This is a genomic window from Thiorhodospira sibirica ATCC 700588, from assembly GCF_000227725.2.
GTDB lineage: Bacteria > Pseudomonadota > Gammaproteobacteria > Ectothiorhodospirales > Ectothiorhodospiraceae > Thiorhodospira > Thiorhodospira sibirica.
The window spans coordinates 1,854,274-1,868,545 of sequence record NZ_MU255056.1; the positions used below are offsets into that span (position 1 = coordinate 1,854,274).

The window sequence follows — 14,272 nt, forward strand, 5'->3', positions numbered from 1 at the left end:
CTGGCGTACTGTCTCGGCAATGGCGTTATTGGGACGTCGGCCACGGTGGCCACTGCGTAGCCCTGTCGCCCCATGCTCACGATAGCGGCGAACCAGGCGCTTGACCTGGCGCACGCTCAACCTCAGGCGCTGGGCCGCCTCGGCCTGCCGCAGATGCTTGTTCGCCACCGCCTGAATCATCTCTAGTCGGTCAATTTCTTTGTGACTCATCGTAATGTGCTCCTTCGTCATGCGTGCCCCTCCCGCTTAAATATAAAGGGGACATTTTAGAATTGGACGAAGGGGACATTACTGCTTTGGGCTAACAATTGCGCTACCGCATCTTGACAAAAAATAATCACTACGGGATAATTCGCAGCTCATTTTATCAGTCCCCGCGCCCGTAGCTCAGTTGGATAGAGTACCTGGCTACGAACCAGGTGGTCGGAGGTTCGAATCCTTCCGGGCGCGCCATCTTTCCGCAGTATTCCTCGCCAAGCGCATCGCTAAACCTCTCCTCCTGTGTTCTGTATCCCTTGGCTAAAACGCTAATCCCACCAGAGCATCAGGCTTTTTTTCCTCTCCAGATCGCGTTTGAGAATCTCCAGGCCAAAATTTTCATCCTCAAAGTCGATCTCCTCAATCAGCTTTTTTTCGTTTTCGTCGAGCTCATAGCCCGTCTCCTTGATCATCCTCAGCAAATCATCCATACAGCCAGTGCCCTGATCGACCAAGTCCGGGCAAAAGTCATACAACTCCCGTACAAAAGCATCCAGATCCTCAGGCAATGTATCAAAGGTGATGTGCAGGCTGTCCCGCTGCGCGCCAGTGACGCGAAATTCACATAAGGCTTCCCAGGCTTGCAGACGTTCGATAATAGCCTGGGTGTCGAGATCGTAGTTAATGCCGTCAGTTTGCGCGTGACGGATCAAGGTATAGCGGTCTACGGTTGTCATGGCAGGTTGTCCAGTCGTAAGTTTTGAGCATCAATACAGCACATTTTCTGCGCTGACACGCTGGAATTCAATTATTTATGTGGCGGGTGGCTTTTGTAGCCGTTTGGCATTTAATCAAATACCGCCCCGCCGCCTCCCACGCTTCAATCGTGTTTTGAATGTTCCACGTGGAACATGGCACCCTCTTTAGCGGTGTGTCCAACACACGTCTTGCATCCTGCCCAGTCATCGAATGTTCCACGTGAAACATCGTGAAACATCAAGCCCAAGCCACCGTTGCAAACATGATAAAATGCGGCTCTTCACGAATGATGGGAATAGGCTCAACGAATGGCTGACCACGACACAAAGAAATACGATTCGTCCAATATTAAAGTGCTCAAAGGCCTGGATGCGGTGCGCAAACGCCCCGGCATGTATATCGGTGATACCGACGACGGGACTGGCCTGCATCACATGGTCTTTGAGGTGGTGGATAACGCCATTGATGAGGCGCTGGCGGGGTATTGCACGCAGGTTCAGGTGACGATTCACAGTGATGGCTCGGTCAGCGTCCGGGATGACGGGCGCGGCATTCCGGTGGATATTCACCCCGAGGAGGGCTGCTCGGCGGCGGAGGTGATCATGACGATCCTGCACGCCGGTGGCAAGTTTGACGATAACTCTTATAAAGTGTCGGGCGGTTTGCACGGCGTGGGGGTTTCGGTGGTCAATGCCTTGTCGGAATGGCTGGAGCTGACCATTTTTCGTGACGGTAAAACCCATCGCCAGATTTATAAGCTGGGGGTACCGCAGGCGCCGCTGGCGGTGGTGGGCGAAACGCAGCGCACCGGCACACTGGTACATTTTCTGCCCTCGCCAACCATCTTCACAGACACGACCTACCGCTATGATGTGCTGTCCCGGCGGCTGCGGGAATTATCCTTTCTCAATTCCGGGGTGCGTATTGAGCTGCATGATGAGCGCGATGGCAAGTCAGATATTTTTGAATACAAGGGCGGCATTCGCGCCTTTGTCGAGCACCTCAACCGCAATAAAACCCCGCTGCATCCGACCGTGATTTATGCCAATGCTGAGCGCGACAATATCGGGGTAGAGGTGGCGCTGCAATGGAATGACTCCTACCAGGAAAACATCTTCTGCTATACCAACAATATCCCGCAGCGCGATGGCGGCTCGCATCTGGCCGGATTTCGTGCGGCATTAACGCGCTCCCTGAATCAATACATGGAATCAGAGGGCATCATCAAAAAGCACAAGATTTCGACCTCCGGCGACGATGCCCGCGAAGGGCTGACGGCGGTGTTGTCGGTCAAGGTGCCCGACCCTAAATTTTCCAGCCAGACCAAAGACAAGCTGGTTTCCTCCGAGGTTAAGGGGGTGGTGGAATCGGTGCTGGCGGAAATCATGCAGAATTTTTTGCTGGAAAATCCTGGCGAATCCAGGACCATCACCGGCAAGATCATTGACGCCGCCCGTGCCCGCGAGGCCGCCCGCAAAGCCCGCGAGATGACCCGCCGCAAAGGCGCGCTGGATATTGCCGGATTGCCCGGAAAGCTGGCCGACTGTCAGGAAAAAGACCCGGCATTATCCGAGATTTTTCTGGTGGAAGGTGACTCCGCCGGTGGCTCAGCCAAACAGGGACGCGACCGCCGCACCCAGGCGATTTTGCCGCTCAAAGGCAAAATCTTAAATGTAGAAAAAGCCCGCTTTGACAAAATGCTCTCCTCAGCCGAGGTCGGCACCTTAATCACCGCACTGGGCTGCGGCATCGGCAAAGATGAATTCAATCCCGACAAACTGCGCTATCACCGCATCATTATTATGAGTGTCGATGCCAAGGAGCATGTTTTTGTGCGCGATGCTGGCGGTCAGGTGCGCATGACCTGCATCGGCGATTTCATCGACGCTGCGTTGCCTGAATCTGCTGGTGATGGCTATTGCAAGCGCAGCGATGCCGAACTGGGCGAGGTGCTGTGCTTTGGTATGCATGATCGGCTGAGCCGTTTTCGTCCCATCAAGGCGGTGATCCGCCATCCACTCCACGAACCGCTGTATGAGGTTAAATCGGCCTATGGGCGCTCGGTGCGGGTAACCGCCAGTCACAGTGTCTTTGTCTATGAAAACCAGCAAATTCAGCTCAAACGCGGTGATGCCTTGCGCGCTGGCGATTGGATTGTAGCGCCCCGTTCGCTGGCTTTTCCGGTCACTGCGCCGGAGCGTCTGGATGTGCTGAGTGCGCTGCACGCCATTCCTGAGGCCGCCGCACAGATTTGGGTGCGCGGTATCGCTGTGGAGGACTGTCACAAGGCCCGCGTCCTGGCGCAACACGCCGACAACGCCGAATTGATCTCACCCCGCGTCGAACTCCCGCAGGCGGTGGGGGCTGAGGTTGCGGCATTGCGGCGGGCCAGTGGTCAGCCCCTTCGTCCGCTCTGCGAGCATATTGGTATTCGTCAACCCGTAACGCTGCATGCTTGGGAACGTGGCCTCTCCAGGCCAAGACTGGACCGCTGGATCACATATCTGGAGGCGGTGGGTGCTGATGTGGAGCACATCATGGAACAAGTCAAGGTTGTTCCCAGTCGCTTGGAACAAGCTTGGGCAACACAGTATCGGGGTGCATCTGCCAATCAGGTTCGTCCCTATATTCGCATGGACGACCTAGATGCAAAGGCACTGAGTGATTTCGGCGAACGCACGGATCTGGAGCTGACACCCCAGCATTATGCCGATCAGGGCATGGCGCGTTTTATCACGGTGAATGCGGATCTGCTCTGGCTGCTGGGTTTTTATCTGGCGGAAGGCGCCTGTTCTGAACGCGGCGGCATTCGTTTCGCCATTGGCGCACGCAATCAGGCCCTTCTTCCCGAACTGCGCCGTGTTCTGGAGCAAACCTTCGGCCTGCACGCTGAGGTCTATACCAGCCCGCAACGTGTCACAGAACTGCGCCTGACGCACCGGGTTGCGGTACTGGTCTGGCGTCATCTGTTTGGTTTTACCAATATCAATGCCATTGACAAGCGAATTCCGGATCTGGTGTTCAACGTCGCTGCGCCGCTGCGCCTGGCCTTTTTGCGCGGCTATCTTCAAGGCGATGGTACACTGGCCGGCGGGCGCGTAAGTTTTGCCACCTCCTCACGCGAGCTGGCGAGTGGGCTGTCTTACCTGTTGTCGTCATTTGGCGTAGTGGCTTCGCTATCGCGCCATGAACCGGATGGCGTGGTGCGTGAAATCCGTGGCCGCGCCTGCATCACCCGCCACCCGCACTGGAATCTAACCGTCAGTGCGCGTGCAGACCTGGAACGCCTGCGCGACATCTGGGCGGAGCTGCCGGGGGCAGAGGCGCTGGAGGCACGCTTAAACAGCACCGCGCCTTCGATCAATCGCCGTTTCAAAACACTTGACGGTGACTTGATTGCGCTGCCCATTGAGTCTATTACTGCGGTGGAAGCCAGCAATGGCCAGGTCTATGATTTTTCGGTTGAAGATGACGAAAACTTCATCGCCGGTATGGGTGGCCTGTGCTGCCATAACACCGATGCCGACGTAGACGGCTCGCATATCCGCACCTTGCTACTGACTTTTTTCTACCGGCAGATGCCGCAACTGATTGAACGCGGCCATGTGTATATCGGGCAGCCGCCGCTGTTTAAGGTCAAACGCGGCAAGCAGGAGCAATATGTCAAAGACGAGCTGGGGCTTAATACCCTGTTATTACAAAGCGCGCTGGATGATGCCCAACTGCACGTCAACGCCGCGGCGCCGCCCATCAGCGGTGAGGCGCTGGAAGAATTGGCGCGCCGCTATAATGCGGTGATGGCGGCGCTGGATCGGCTGGCACGGCGTTATGATCGGGCTGTCCTGGAGCGGATGCTGTTTGTGGCACCGTTTAGTGAGACGGATCACCAACATGCACAACAACTGCAGGCCTGGTTCAGCACCTTGCTCGCCGATCTGAAAAGCGATCTGGCCGGGGCAGCGCGCTATCAGTTGCGCATTGAGGCCGATGAAAACTCCGGCTATCAGGCCATTTTAGAGCGCCATGTGCATGGCTCCATCCTGGTCGAACACTATGGCTTTGAGTTTTTCACCTCCGCCGAATACCGCAGTCTGCATGAGCTGGCCTTGCGCTTACATGGCTTGCTGGATCAAGGCGCCTTTATCCAGCGGGGCGAACGCCGCCAGGCAGTCAGCACCTTTAAGGAGGTGATGGAATGGCTGTTAAGCGAGGCGCGCAAAGGTATCTCCATCCAGCGCTATAAAGGGCTGGGCGAGATGAATCCCGAACAGCTCTGGGAAACCACCATGAATGCACAGACGCGGCGCTTGTTGCAGGTGCAGATTGAAGACGCCATCCGCGCCGATGAGATTTTTACCACCCTCATGGGCGATCAGGTCGAACCCCGCCGGGAGTTTATTGAAAGCAACGCCTTGGCGGTTTCTAATCTGGATATTTAACGCATCCTGGGAGTGCTCCAACAACGCGGCGCTCCCGTTTTTCAGCGTGCGGATAGCAAACGATGATCCACAAACAAAGAGGCACATCCGATGGACTCCATTCTGGCTGTACTGTTAGTGTTGCTGGTGATTGCGGTAATTGTGGGATTGTACGGGGTTGTGATCTACAACAATCTGGTCAGCCTTAAGCATGGGGTCTCCAAGGCATGGTCCAATATCGACGTGTTGCTCAAGCAGCGTTATGACGAATTACCCAAACTGGTCGAGGTCTGCCGTCAGCACATGCGCTATGAGCAAGAAACTCTGGAACGGGTGATGCAGGCGCGCAGCCGCGTTGCCAATGCCCAGCAATCCGGCGACATCAAGGCGCTGGGCGAGGCGGAAGGGGCGCTGCGCATCGGCCTGGGCAATCTGTTTGCGGTGGCGGAGGCTTACCCCGAATTGACCGCCAGCGACAGCTTCAAGCATTTGCAGGCGCGCATCTCGGGACTGGAGAATGCCATTGCCGACCGGCGGGAGTATTACAACGAAAGCGTCAACCGCAATAATGTGCGTATCGAGCAGTTTCCTGATGTCATCGTGGCCCGTTTCTTTCACTTCAAAGCCTTTGTGTTACTGGAATTTTCAGAACGCGAGCGACAAGATGTAAATATCAAGAGCCTGTTTTCCTAACACCGGCTCGACGCCATGTTTGACACGCTGGCGCTTCATGTACAGACCACCGACACCTTCATGGTGTTGGTGCAGATCACACTCACCGGCTTGGCAAGCACCCTGTGTGCCTATTTTTTTGTACGTCACCTGGGGCGCGCCCGTCTGGTGGCCGACACCCCCACCGCAAAAATCCGCTCAGCACCGCAAGGACATGTAGAACTCAGCGGACACGGACGCCTGATTGAAGGCACGCCAATCATCGCCCCGCTCACCCGCCGTGAATGCCTGTGGTATGAATACACCGTCGAACAGCAGCAACGCAACCAGCGCGGCGGCAACCACTGGAAATCGGTAGATAAAGGACGCAGCGAAGACCTGTTTTATTTGCAAGATGACACCGGCGTGTGCGTGATAGACCCACACAAAGCCACCATCTTTGCACACCATCAAGATCGCTGGAGTGGCTCCAGCCGCTGGCCTGAATTTGGGCCACAGGCGCGCACCTTTCTGGATCTGGGGAGCTATCGCTACACCGAACGCCGCCTGGAAAGCGGTGACAGCCTCTATGCCATCGGCTACTTTCGCACCCACGGCTATGATGATCAGCACGCGCTGCAAGACGAGATCACCAGCCTCCTGCGTGCCTGGAAAAAAGACCCGGAAAAAATGGCCAGTTTTGGCCTGTCACCCCGCGGGCCGATTGATTTAAATGCCTGGGAAGCCGTGCGCGCCGCCGCCGCACAGGAAGCCTTAATGCTTCGCGCCCAACGCACCACCCTGCCCGCCGTCCACCTCCTCTCACGCGGCCCCGACCGCAGCCGTCCCTTTATCTTATCGGCAGACGCCGAACCGGAAAAACGTATCATTGGCCATTACTTGCGTTGGGCCATCCTCGCAGCCCTGGGCATGGCTAGCCTTGGCACTCTAAGCTTGGTGATGCTGGTTCTGTTACTCTGGAATTGAGCCTGACTATGGGAGCGCCGAGCCCCAGCCCGGCATCATGGAACGCTGCTCATCAGAGCAGCAAAGCTGGAAAACCTGCCGGGCTTCCAGCCGTCGCTTTTGGGAGCGCCGGCTGGAAGCCGCCTGCCACGGATTGCCGAATTTTACTCGGCTAAAAACCGGTCAGGTTAAGCCCCGCACCCCTTAAAGCCTTCTTCGGTCATTTTAGCTTCAAAGGCGCTGATGGCTTCAGCACCGGTTTTCAGATCGCCAGATTCACCGGCCCAGTCGTTGGGTTTGATTTTGACCAGCCAGCCTTCGCCATAGGGGTCTTCGTTGATCAAGCCAGGTTTGGCGGTCACCGCGTCGTTAATGGCAACGACATCGCCGCCAACCGGGGTTTTAGCGGGGCCAACCCATTTACCCGATTCCACCGTGGCGCAGGATTTGTCTTTTTTGACATCTTTGCCGACTTTTTTCGGGGTGTAGGAGACGATTTGTCCGGCCAGTGCGCAGGCGTAGGCGGTTAAGCCGACGGTGACGTTGCCATCGGCCTCCTGGCGGACCCAGACGTTGTTTTCAATGCTATAGAGTACATCTTCGGGAAAATGACAGCCTTTTGCAGTGCCCATGATTTCAACCTCCAAGGAATTTTTTATTAGAAGTTTATGATTTTATCACATGTTAAAATAAGATCAGCGAGCTGACTGGCCCGAGAAACATGATCTACCTCATCAATTAGGTCTTTTGTGGGATCCAGGGTATATCCGGGTAAGGCCGGGGCACAGACATGCAGCTTTACGCCTGCCCGTTTGGCGTCGCGGATGAACTCAATGATCCGCTTGCCGCCGGGCTGAGCGACCAGGGTCTCGGCAACGCCTTTTTGCATCAGTAAAACCCCTTCCATGGTAAAAAAAATGTCTACCTGGGCATCCATCGCCGCCAGGACTGCGCCCAGATAAAAGGGCGTGGCGCAGCGCTGAGGTGTGGCCGGTCCGCTGGTCATGATGATCACCACATGGGGATCGTCATCGCAGGGCTTAAGGTGTGGACTTGCATCAGTCATAGAGAGCTCCTCCGCTTTGAGATTTCAGCAATGACGGGCATTATGTGGGCTTTGTTTGGGTCGTGCAAAGCCCTTGGACACGCGGTGTCTTTGTGGCGTGTACGGGGTGTTTTATGTTGCTTTGGTACGGAGTGCTTGATGGATTCAACGGTGCCACCGGTGTTGACGCTTTATCATCGCGAGGGTTGCCATTTGTGTGAGACAATGCACACACAGCTGCAGCAGTTGCAGGCACACCTTGGCTTTTCTCTCACATTGGTCGATATCGACAGCGATGAGGCTCTTTTTGCGCGCTTTCGTGCAAAAATTCCTGTTTTAGCCTTGGGACAGGATATAATCTGCTGCCATTTTCTCGACGAAGACGAACTCAAGTACACATTAGATCATGTCTGAACGGCAGCCCTTTATACGTAATTTCTCCATCATCGCCCATATTGACCACGGTAAATCCACCTTGGCGGATCGCTTCATTCAGGTATGTGGCGGTTTGGCTGAGCGCGAAATGTCTGAGCAAGTGCTTGATTCTATGGATATTGAGCGTGAGCGTGGGATCACCATCAAGGCGCAAAGCGTATCTTTGACCTACCGCGCTCGCGATGGTCAGGATTATTATCTGAATTTTATTGACACTCCCGGTCATGTCGATTTTTCCTATGAGGTGTCGCGGTCACTGGCCGCCTGTGATGGTGCGCTGCTGGTGGTGGATGCCTCGCAAGGGGTGGAAGCGCAAAGCGTGGCCAACTGCTATACCGCCATTGATCAAGGACTGGAAGTGGTGCCGGTGCTGAATAAAATCGACCTACCGGCAGCGGAACCTGAACGGGTGATGCAGGAGATTGAGGATGTCATCGGGATTGATGCACACGATGCCTTGCCGGTCAGTGCCAAAACCGGCATCGGTGTGCCAGATCTTCTGGAGGTCTTGGTCAGGCGTATCCCGCCGCCGACTGGGGATGCCAATGCCCCGTTGCAGGCGCTGATTATTGACTCCTGGTTTGATAATTATCTGGGCGTGGTGGCGCTGGTGCGGGTGATGCACGGCTCGCTGCGGCGCAAGCAAAAAATCACCGCAATGTCCACGGGCCGCAGTCATCTGGTGGATCGGGTGGGGGTGTTTACGCCCAAGCCCGCAGATCGTGAGGTGCTTGAAACCGGCGATGTGGGCTTTGTGATTGCCACCATCAAAGACATTACCGGCGCGAAAGTGGGCGATACCCTCACCAGTACCGATCATCCGGCGCTCACGCCCTTGCCGGGGTTTAAGGAGGTGCAGCCGCGTGTTTTTGCTGGAATTTTCCCCATCAGCTCAGATGATTACAACGATCTGCGCGAGGCCCTGGACAAGCTCAAGCTTAACGATGCCTCCCTGCATTATGAGCCGGAAACCTCGCAGGCCTTGGGTTTTGGCTTTCGTTGCGGCTTTTTGGGGATGTTGCACATGGAGATTGTGCAAGAACGCCTGGAGCGCGAATATAACCTGGAGCTGATCAGTACCGCCCCCACCGTGGTCTATGAGGTGCTGACCACCAAAGGTGAGGTGATCTACATCCATAATCCTGCCCAGTTGCCGCCGGTCAATGAAGTGGCCGAGGTGCGCGAGCCCATCATCAATGCCAATGTCCTGCTCCCCCAGGATTATGTGGGCAATGTCATCACCTTGTGCGTGGAAAAACGCGGGGTGCAAACGCGGATGCAATATTTGGGCAAGCAGGTGTCTCTGGGCTATGATCTGCCACTCTCCGAGGTGGTACTGGATTTTTTCGACCGGCTAAAATCGGTCAGCCGGGGGTATGCCTCCTTTGATTACACCCTGGATCGCTTTCAGGCCGCTCCTTTGGTCAAGGTTGATGTGCTCATCAATGGCGAGCGGGTGGATGCCCTGTCAATCATCACCCACCGCGATCAGGCGCAAAGCCGGGGGCGTGAACTCACCGAGCGCATGAGCGATCTGATTCCGCGACAGATGTTTGAGGTGGCGATTCAGGCCGCCATTGGCTCCAAGATCATTGCCCGTTCATCAGTCAAGGCGATGCGCAAGAATGTGACTGCCAAATGCTATGGCGGGGATATTAGCCGTAAACGTAAACTGCTGGAAAAACAAAAGGCGGGTAAAAAGCGCATGAAGCAGATTGGGCGGGTCGAGGTGCCACAAGAGGCGTTCCTGGCGGTTTTGCAAGTGGATCAGCAGAACAAATAGCGGTAGAGCCTTGGCTGCGCTTCAAGGCCGAATTGCTGGCTCACGGTTGCAGAACGCCTCCCGCCCTTGCGGGTACACCCTTTATTGATGATGCATTTTAAGACACCATGACCTTTGATCTAGAAATGATTTTAGTGCTCGGCACGCTGATTACCGGGCTGATCTGGCTGGCGGACACGCTGTGGTGGCGCAAGCGGCGCATCTCCCTGGTACTGGGGCCGGATGAAAGCCGCAATGCCGTATCGGTGGCGCCCGATCCCTGGTATGTGGAATATGCCAAATCCTTCTTCCCGGTGTTGCTGATTGTGTTGCTGTTGCGCTCTTTTGTGGTGGAGCCGTTTCGTATTCCTTCTGGCTCGATGATGCCGACCCTGTTAGTCGGTGATTTTATTGTGGTCACCAAATACAGCTACGGCGTGCGTCTGCCGGTCACGCGCACCAAGATTCTGGATACCGGGGAACCCGCACGCGGTGATGTCATGGTATTTCGTTTCCCGGCCAATCCCCGTGAAGATTACATCAAGCGCGTGGTTGGCCTGCCCGGTGATCAGGTGGTTTATCGCAATAAATCCTTGTATATCAATGGTGAGCTTGTTGCTACCACGGAGCTTGATAGCTATATCGGCGTAGGTTCGGGCACGGTGATGACCGGAGCGCGCCTGGCCGAGGAGCAGCTTGGCGAGGTCGCGCACCAGATTCTGTACTGGCCAAACCGTCCCTCCATTGAAGGTGAGGTCTACGTCCCTGAAGGGCATTATTTCGTGCTGGGGGATAACCGCGACAACAGTAATGACAGCCGTTTTTGGGGCTTTGTCCCGGAGCATCATCTGGTCGGCAAAGCGGTCTATATCTGGATGAATTGGGATCATCAGGCCAGCAAGGTTGATATTTCCCGCATCGGAACCCGTATTCAATAACGCACATTTCATGACGCAAGGGGGCTTTTATGTATCCAAAACAACGTGGTGGCAGCCTGGCGGTGACGCTGTTGCTGGTCGGTGTCCTGGGTTTTTCCTTTATTACGGCCTTCAGGCTGTTTCCGATCTATGCGGAATATTTCACCATCAAATCCGTTCTTAGTGACATTGCCGAAAAGCCGGGCGGTAAAACCAAGACCACCCGCCAGATCTGGAGCGAGGCCGCGCCCAGCTTTCAGGTCAATTCCGTTGATTCCATTACCGTAGATAATCTGTCGGTCTTTGACGAACAAGGGGTACGTTACCTGGGGCTGGCCTATGAAGTGCGCACCGGCTTTGTCGGTAATCTGGATCTCATGGTCGTCTTTGAGCGTCGCTTTGAACTTAACTAATCCGTGAGACAGTCTTTACTAAAACTCCTGCCCGCCCATGTACAGGCCTCTACGCGCCTGCTGGAGGCCTTGACCCATCGCAGCGCGGGCAGCCGACACAATGAACGTCTGGAATATCTGGGCGATAGCGTGCTCAATTTTATTATCGCCGAGCATCTTTACCGCCATCTCCCGCAGGCCAGCGAAGGCGATTTAAGCCGTTTGCGTGCCTCGCTGGTCAATAAAGACGCTCTGGCGCTGATTGCCCGCGATTATGGGCTGGGTGAGGTCATTCATCTGGGACAAGGCGAGCTCAAAAGCGGCGGCTTTCGGCGCGATTCGATTCTGGCCGATACCCTGGAGGCCATCATCGGCGCGGTGTATCTGGAAACCGATTTTGCCAGCGCCCAGCAGTTTGTCATCCGCCTGTACGCCAACCGCCTCGCCAATCTGCCCAGTGCAGAATCGCTTAAAGACCCGAAAACGCGCCTGCAGGAATATCTGCAGGAAAAAGGCTTTCCGGTGCCGCAGTATGAGTTACAGGACATCACCGGCAAACCGCACGAGCAGCATTTTCGCGCCCTGTGCCTGATCCATTCCCATGACCTCAAGGCCATCGGCGAGGGCAGCAGTCGCCGCAAGGCTGAACAGGCCGCCGCCGCCCAGATACTGGAAAAACTCCAGGCACAGACGCAGGTCTATTCCAACTAAATCAATCTAACCTCAGCGGAGTTTTTATGTATCAAAAACCCTCCAAGTTGCTGGCACAGCGCCTGCAGCGACTGCGTGAGCATCTGCGCCAGGAAAACCCCTTGCTGGTCGATGTGGTTGACCGCTTCATCGTGCTTGACAAGGTGGCCTACCAGCTCGGTCTGCTGGGGCCGCACCAGTCCTATGCCAATACCATCCCCTGGTGGCCATTGATCTCGGTATTGGGCACTTTTTCTGCCGGCAAATCCACCTTTGTCAACAATTACCTGGGCCTCAATGTCCAGCGCTCCGGCAGTCAGGCCGTGGATGACAAGTTCACCGTGCTGTGTTTCAACGCCCAGGGCGAGATTCACACCCTCCCCGGCATTGCCCTGGACGCCGATCCGCGTTTCCCGTTTTATCAGATCAGCGAAGAAATCGAACACGTTGCCCAAGGCGAAGGCGAGCGCATCGACACCTACCTGCAAATCCGCACCTGCGGCTCGCAGCGCCTCAGTGGCCGGGTGATGATTGACTCCCCTGGCTTTGATGCCGATGCCCAGCGGGATTCGGTGTTGCGCATCACCGACCACATCATCGACATCTCCGATCTGGTCTTGGTGTTTTTCGATGCCCGCCACCCCGAACCCGGCGCGATGCGCGACACCCTTTCACATCTGGTATCCGGCACAGTTACCCGTCGCGATGCCGCTAAAATGATGTTTATCCTCAACCAGATTGACGCCACCTGGCGCGAAGACAATCTCGAAGAAGTGGTCTCGGCCTGGCAGCGGGCGGTGGTACAACATGGTGCTGCCACCGGACGCTTTTACTGCATGTATAACCACAACGCTGCCGTGGAAATCACCAACCCCGACGTTAAGGCGCGTTACCAGCAAAAATCTGAGCAGGATTTTAGCGAAATTGCCCGGCGCATCGACACCGTAGGCATTGAGCGCAACTACCGCATCATCGGCGCCCTGGAAGCCACTGCCAACCGCATCGAAAACGAGGCTCTGCCCGCCATCAAGCAAAGCTTGCGTCAATGGGCGCGCCGCGTGCTCATCGGTGATCTGTTGCTGTTTATCCCAACCCTGGGCGTATTGTTGTTCTGGGTAGCCCAGATGGAGACGGTGCCTGCGCTGCAGCTGCCCGGCGTGCCGGATACCCTGGCCCTGCCGCTGGCATTAACCGTCCTGGTTTTTGGCCTGCTGGCGGTGATTCACTTCAGTATGCGTCATCTCATTGCCCAGACGATGCTGCGGCGGTTGCAAAAAGAAAGCAACACCTCCCTTGGCCATCTCGCCAACGCCTTTCGCAAAAACACCCGCTTTTGGCGCAGCATCTTCCGTACCCACCCGGTGGGCTGGAACAAGGCCACCAGCAAACGCCTGGAAGGCATCCGCATCGCCGCTGATCAATTTGTACAGCAGCTTAATGACCGCTATGTCAGCCCCTCCGGGAGCACCCCTGCGACCACGGGCAAAACGCCAGCGCCTAAGCAGGATAATGCATGAGCGACTTTGTGACCTGCGATCTGTGTGATGCGCATCCCGAAGACGCCCAGGCCATCACGGGGGTAGCCTGGCGCTCCTTTGGTGGACGCGTGCGTTTTCATGGACAGATCGAAACCGTTAAATGCTTTGAAGACAACTCGCGCATCAAAGAACTGCTCGCCACCCCCGGAAAGGGTAAAGTGCTGGTGGTTGATGGCGGAGGCTCACTGCGTCGGGCGTTGCTGGGCGACCTGATTGCTGCTGCGGCGGTGCGCCAGGGCTGGGAAGGGGTGATCCTGTTCGGCGCCTGCCGCGATGTCGAGGTTCTGGCCACCCTGGACATCGGCATCTTTGCCCTTGGCGCGGTGCCGCTGAAAACCGACCGTCGGGGCGAAGGCCAGCAACACCTCCCGATCCACATCGCGGGTCAGCCCATCCGCCCCGGTGATTTTGTCTATGCCGACCCCAACGGTGTCATCACTGCCCCCAAGGCCTTGATCTGAACATCGTGCGCAATGCGGCAAATCTAAAATCTCGCCCATT

The 14,272-nt window shown here is 56.0% G+C and carries 14 protein-coding genes, 1 tRNA gene and 2 pseudogenes; 13 read left to right on the forward strand and 4 right to left on the reverse strand.

Annotated features, from left to right (window positions below):
* The coding region (locus THISIDRAFT_RS08745) for a helix-turn-helix domain-containing protein (RefSeq protein ID WP_221913986.1) at nucleotides 1-210 on the reverse strand (210 nt) is incomplete at its 3' end.
* 166 nt (nucleotides 211-376) lie between these two features.
* Here THISIDRAFT_RS08745 and THISIDRAFT_RS08750 point away from each other — a divergent pair.
* A tRNA-Arg gene (locus THISIDRAFT_RS08750) sits at nucleotides 377-453 on the forward strand.
* 74 nt (nucleotides 454-527) lie between these two features.
* Here the strand turns inward: THISIDRAFT_RS08750 and THISIDRAFT_RS08755 are convergent.
* Nucleotides 528-935 (reverse strand): DUF4253 domain-containing protein, encoded by a 408-nt coding sequence (locus THISIDRAFT_RS08755; protein WP_006788345.1) that lies wholly within the window; start codon nucleotides 933-935, stop codon nucleotides 528-530.
* Nucleotides 936-1,265: 330 nt separating this feature from the next.
* Between THISIDRAFT_RS08755 and THISIDRAFT_RS15095 the strand changes: the two are divergent.
* The 5 genes and pseudogenes from THISIDRAFT_RS15095 to THISIDRAFT_RS08770 all read left to right on the forward strand — a co-directional run.
* Nucleotides 1,266-2,774, forward strand: a pseudogene (locus THISIDRAFT_RS15095) (DNA gyrase subunit B); the annotation flags it as partial.
* A 237-nt stretch (nucleotides 2,775-3,011) separates the two neighbouring features.
* Nucleotides 3,012-4,445, forward strand: a pseudogene (locus THISIDRAFT_RS15380) (Hint domain-containing protein); the annotation flags it as partial.
* A gap of 90 nt (nucleotides 4,446-4,535) precedes the next feature.
* On the forward strand, nucleotides 4,536-5,396 hold the full coding sequence (locus THISIDRAFT_RS15385) for a DNA gyrase subunit B family protein (RefSeq protein ID WP_418896142.1): 861 nt from the start codon (nucleotides 4,536-4,538) through the stop codon (nucleotides 5,394-5,396).
* Nucleotides 5,397-5,486: 90 nt separating this feature from the next.
* A complete protein-coding gene (locus THISIDRAFT_RS08765; protein ID WP_006788343.1) occupies nucleotides 5,487-6,068 on the forward strand; it encodes a LemA family protein in 582 nt (193 codons plus the stop codon).
* Nucleotides 6,069-6,083: 15 nt separating this feature from the next.
* On the forward strand, nucleotides 6,084-7,013 hold the full coding sequence (locus THISIDRAFT_RS08770) for a GIDE domain-containing protein (RefSeq protein WP_006788342.1): 930 nt from the start codon (nucleotides 6,084-6,086) through the stop codon (nucleotides 7,011-7,013).
* Nucleotides 7,014-7,180: 167 nt separating this feature from the next.
* Here the strand turns inward: THISIDRAFT_RS08770 and gcvH are convergent, their stop codons facing one another.
* Both gcvH and THISIDRAFT_RS08780 read right to left on the reverse strand, forming a co-directional pair.
* Nucleotides 7,181-7,624, reverse strand: coding sequence for a glycine cleavage system protein GcvH (gene gcvH / locus THISIDRAFT_RS08775; protein WP_006788341.1), 444 nt, complete (start codon nucleotides 7,622-7,624; stop codon nucleotides 7,181-7,183).
* 26 nt (nucleotides 7,625-7,650) lie between these two features.
* Complete coding sequence (locus tag THISIDRAFT_RS08780) at nucleotides 7,651-8,058, reverse strand: DsrE family protein (protein ID WP_006788340.1); 408 nt, start codon at nucleotides 8,056-8,058, stop codon at nucleotides 7,651-7,653.
* Between the two features lie 138 nt (nucleotides 8,059-8,196).
* On the opposite strand from THISIDRAFT_RS08780, the gene THISIDRAFT_RS08785 reads away from it, so the two are divergent.
* From THISIDRAFT_RS08785 to rraA, 7 genes are all read left to right on the forward strand, one after another.
* Entirely contained in the window at nucleotides 8,197-8,451 is a 255-nt protein-coding gene (locus tag THISIDRAFT_RS08785; protein ID WP_006788339.1) for a glutaredoxin family protein, read from the forward strand.
* Nucleotides 8,444-10,255, forward strand: coding sequence for a translation elongation factor 4 (gene lepA / locus THISIDRAFT_RS08790; protein ID WP_006788338.1), 1,812 nt, complete (start codon nucleotides 8,444-8,446; stop codon nucleotides 10,253-10,255). Before THISIDRAFT_RS08785 ends, lepA begins: the two co-directional genes overlap by 8 nt.
* A gap of 107 nt (nucleotides 10,256-10,362) precedes the next feature.
* Complete coding sequence (gene lepB / locus THISIDRAFT_RS08795) at nucleotides 10,363-11,172, forward strand: signal peptidase I (protein WP_006788337.1); 810 nt, start codon at nucleotides 10,363-10,365, stop codon at nucleotides 11,170-11,172.
* A 29-nt stretch (nucleotides 11,173-11,201) separates the two neighbouring features.
* Entirely contained in the window at nucleotides 11,202-11,564 is a 363-nt protein-coding gene (locus THISIDRAFT_RS08800; RefSeq protein ID WP_006788336.1) for a DUF4845 domain-containing protein, read from the forward strand.
* 3 nt (nucleotides 11,565-11,567) lie between these two features.
* Entirely contained in the window at nucleotides 11,568-12,254 is a 687-nt protein-coding gene (gene rnc / locus THISIDRAFT_RS08805; RefSeq protein ID WP_006788335.1) for a ribonuclease III, read from the forward strand.
* A 26-nt stretch (nucleotides 12,255-12,280) separates the two neighbouring features.
* Nucleotides 12,281-13,750, forward strand: coding sequence for a dynamin family protein (locus tag THISIDRAFT_RS08810; RefSeq protein WP_006788334.1), 1,470 nt, complete (start codon nucleotides 12,281-12,283; stop codon nucleotides 13,748-13,750).
* Complete coding sequence (gene rraA / locus THISIDRAFT_RS08815) at nucleotides 13,747-14,232, forward strand: ribonuclease E activity regulator RraA (protein ID WP_006788333.1); 486 nt, start codon at nucleotides 13,747-13,749, stop codon at nucleotides 14,230-14,232. The genes THISIDRAFT_RS08810 and rraA overlap by 4 nt, the downstream gene beginning before the upstream one ends.
* Nucleotides 14,233-14,272: the final 40 nt, after the last annotated feature.

What these genes read in the sequence shown, in the direction of transcription:
- THISIDRAFT_RS08755 (WP_006788345.1), bottom strand. Translation starts at nt 935, where the DNA reads ATGACAACCGTAGACCGCTATACCTTGATCCGTCACGCGCAAACTGAC.
- THISIDRAFT_RS15385 (WP_418896142.1), top strand. Translation starts at nt 4,536, where the DNA reads ATGCCGCAACTGATTGAACGCGGCCATGTGTATATCGGGCAGCCGCCG.
- THISIDRAFT_RS08765 (WP_006788343.1), top strand. Translation starts at nt 5,487, where the DNA reads ATGGACTCCATTCTGGCTGTACTGTTAGTGTTGCTGGTGATTGCGGTA.
- THISIDRAFT_RS08770 (WP_006788342.1), top strand. Translation starts at nt 6,084, where the DNA reads ATGTTTGACACGCTGGCGCTTCATGTACAGACCACCGACACCTTCATG.
- gcvH (WP_006788341.1), bottom strand. Translation starts at nt 7,624, where the DNA reads ATGGGCACTGCAAAAGGCTGTCATTTTCCCGAAGATGTACTCTATAGC.
- THISIDRAFT_RS08780 (WP_006788340.1), bottom strand. Translation starts at nt 8,058, where the DNA reads ATGACTGATGCAAGTCCACACCTTAAGCCCTGCGATGACGATCCCCAT.
- THISIDRAFT_RS08785 (WP_006788339.1), top strand. Translation starts at nt 8,197, where the DNA reads ATGGATTCAACGGTGCCACCGGTGTTGACGCTTTATCATCGCGAGGGT.
- lepA (WP_006788338.1), top strand. Translation starts at nt 8,444, where the DNA reads ATGTCTGAACGGCAGCCCTTTATACGTAATTTCTCCATCATCGCCCAT.
- lepB (WP_006788337.1), top strand. Translation starts at nt 10,363, where the DNA reads ATGACCTTTGATCTAGAAATGATTTTAGTGCTCGGCACGCTGATTACC.
- THISIDRAFT_RS08800 (WP_006788336.1), top strand. Translation starts at nt 11,202, where the DNA reads ATGTATCCAAAACAACGTGGTGGCAGCCTGGCGGTGACGCTGTTGCTG.
- THISIDRAFT_RS08810 (WP_006788334.1), top strand. Translation starts at nt 12,281, where the DNA reads ATGTATCAAAAACCCTCCAAGTTGCTGGCACAGCGCCTGCAGCGACTG.
- rraA (WP_006788333.1), top strand. Translation starts at nt 13,747, where the DNA reads ATGAGCGACTTTGTGACCTGCGATCTGTGTGATGCGCATCCCGAAGAC.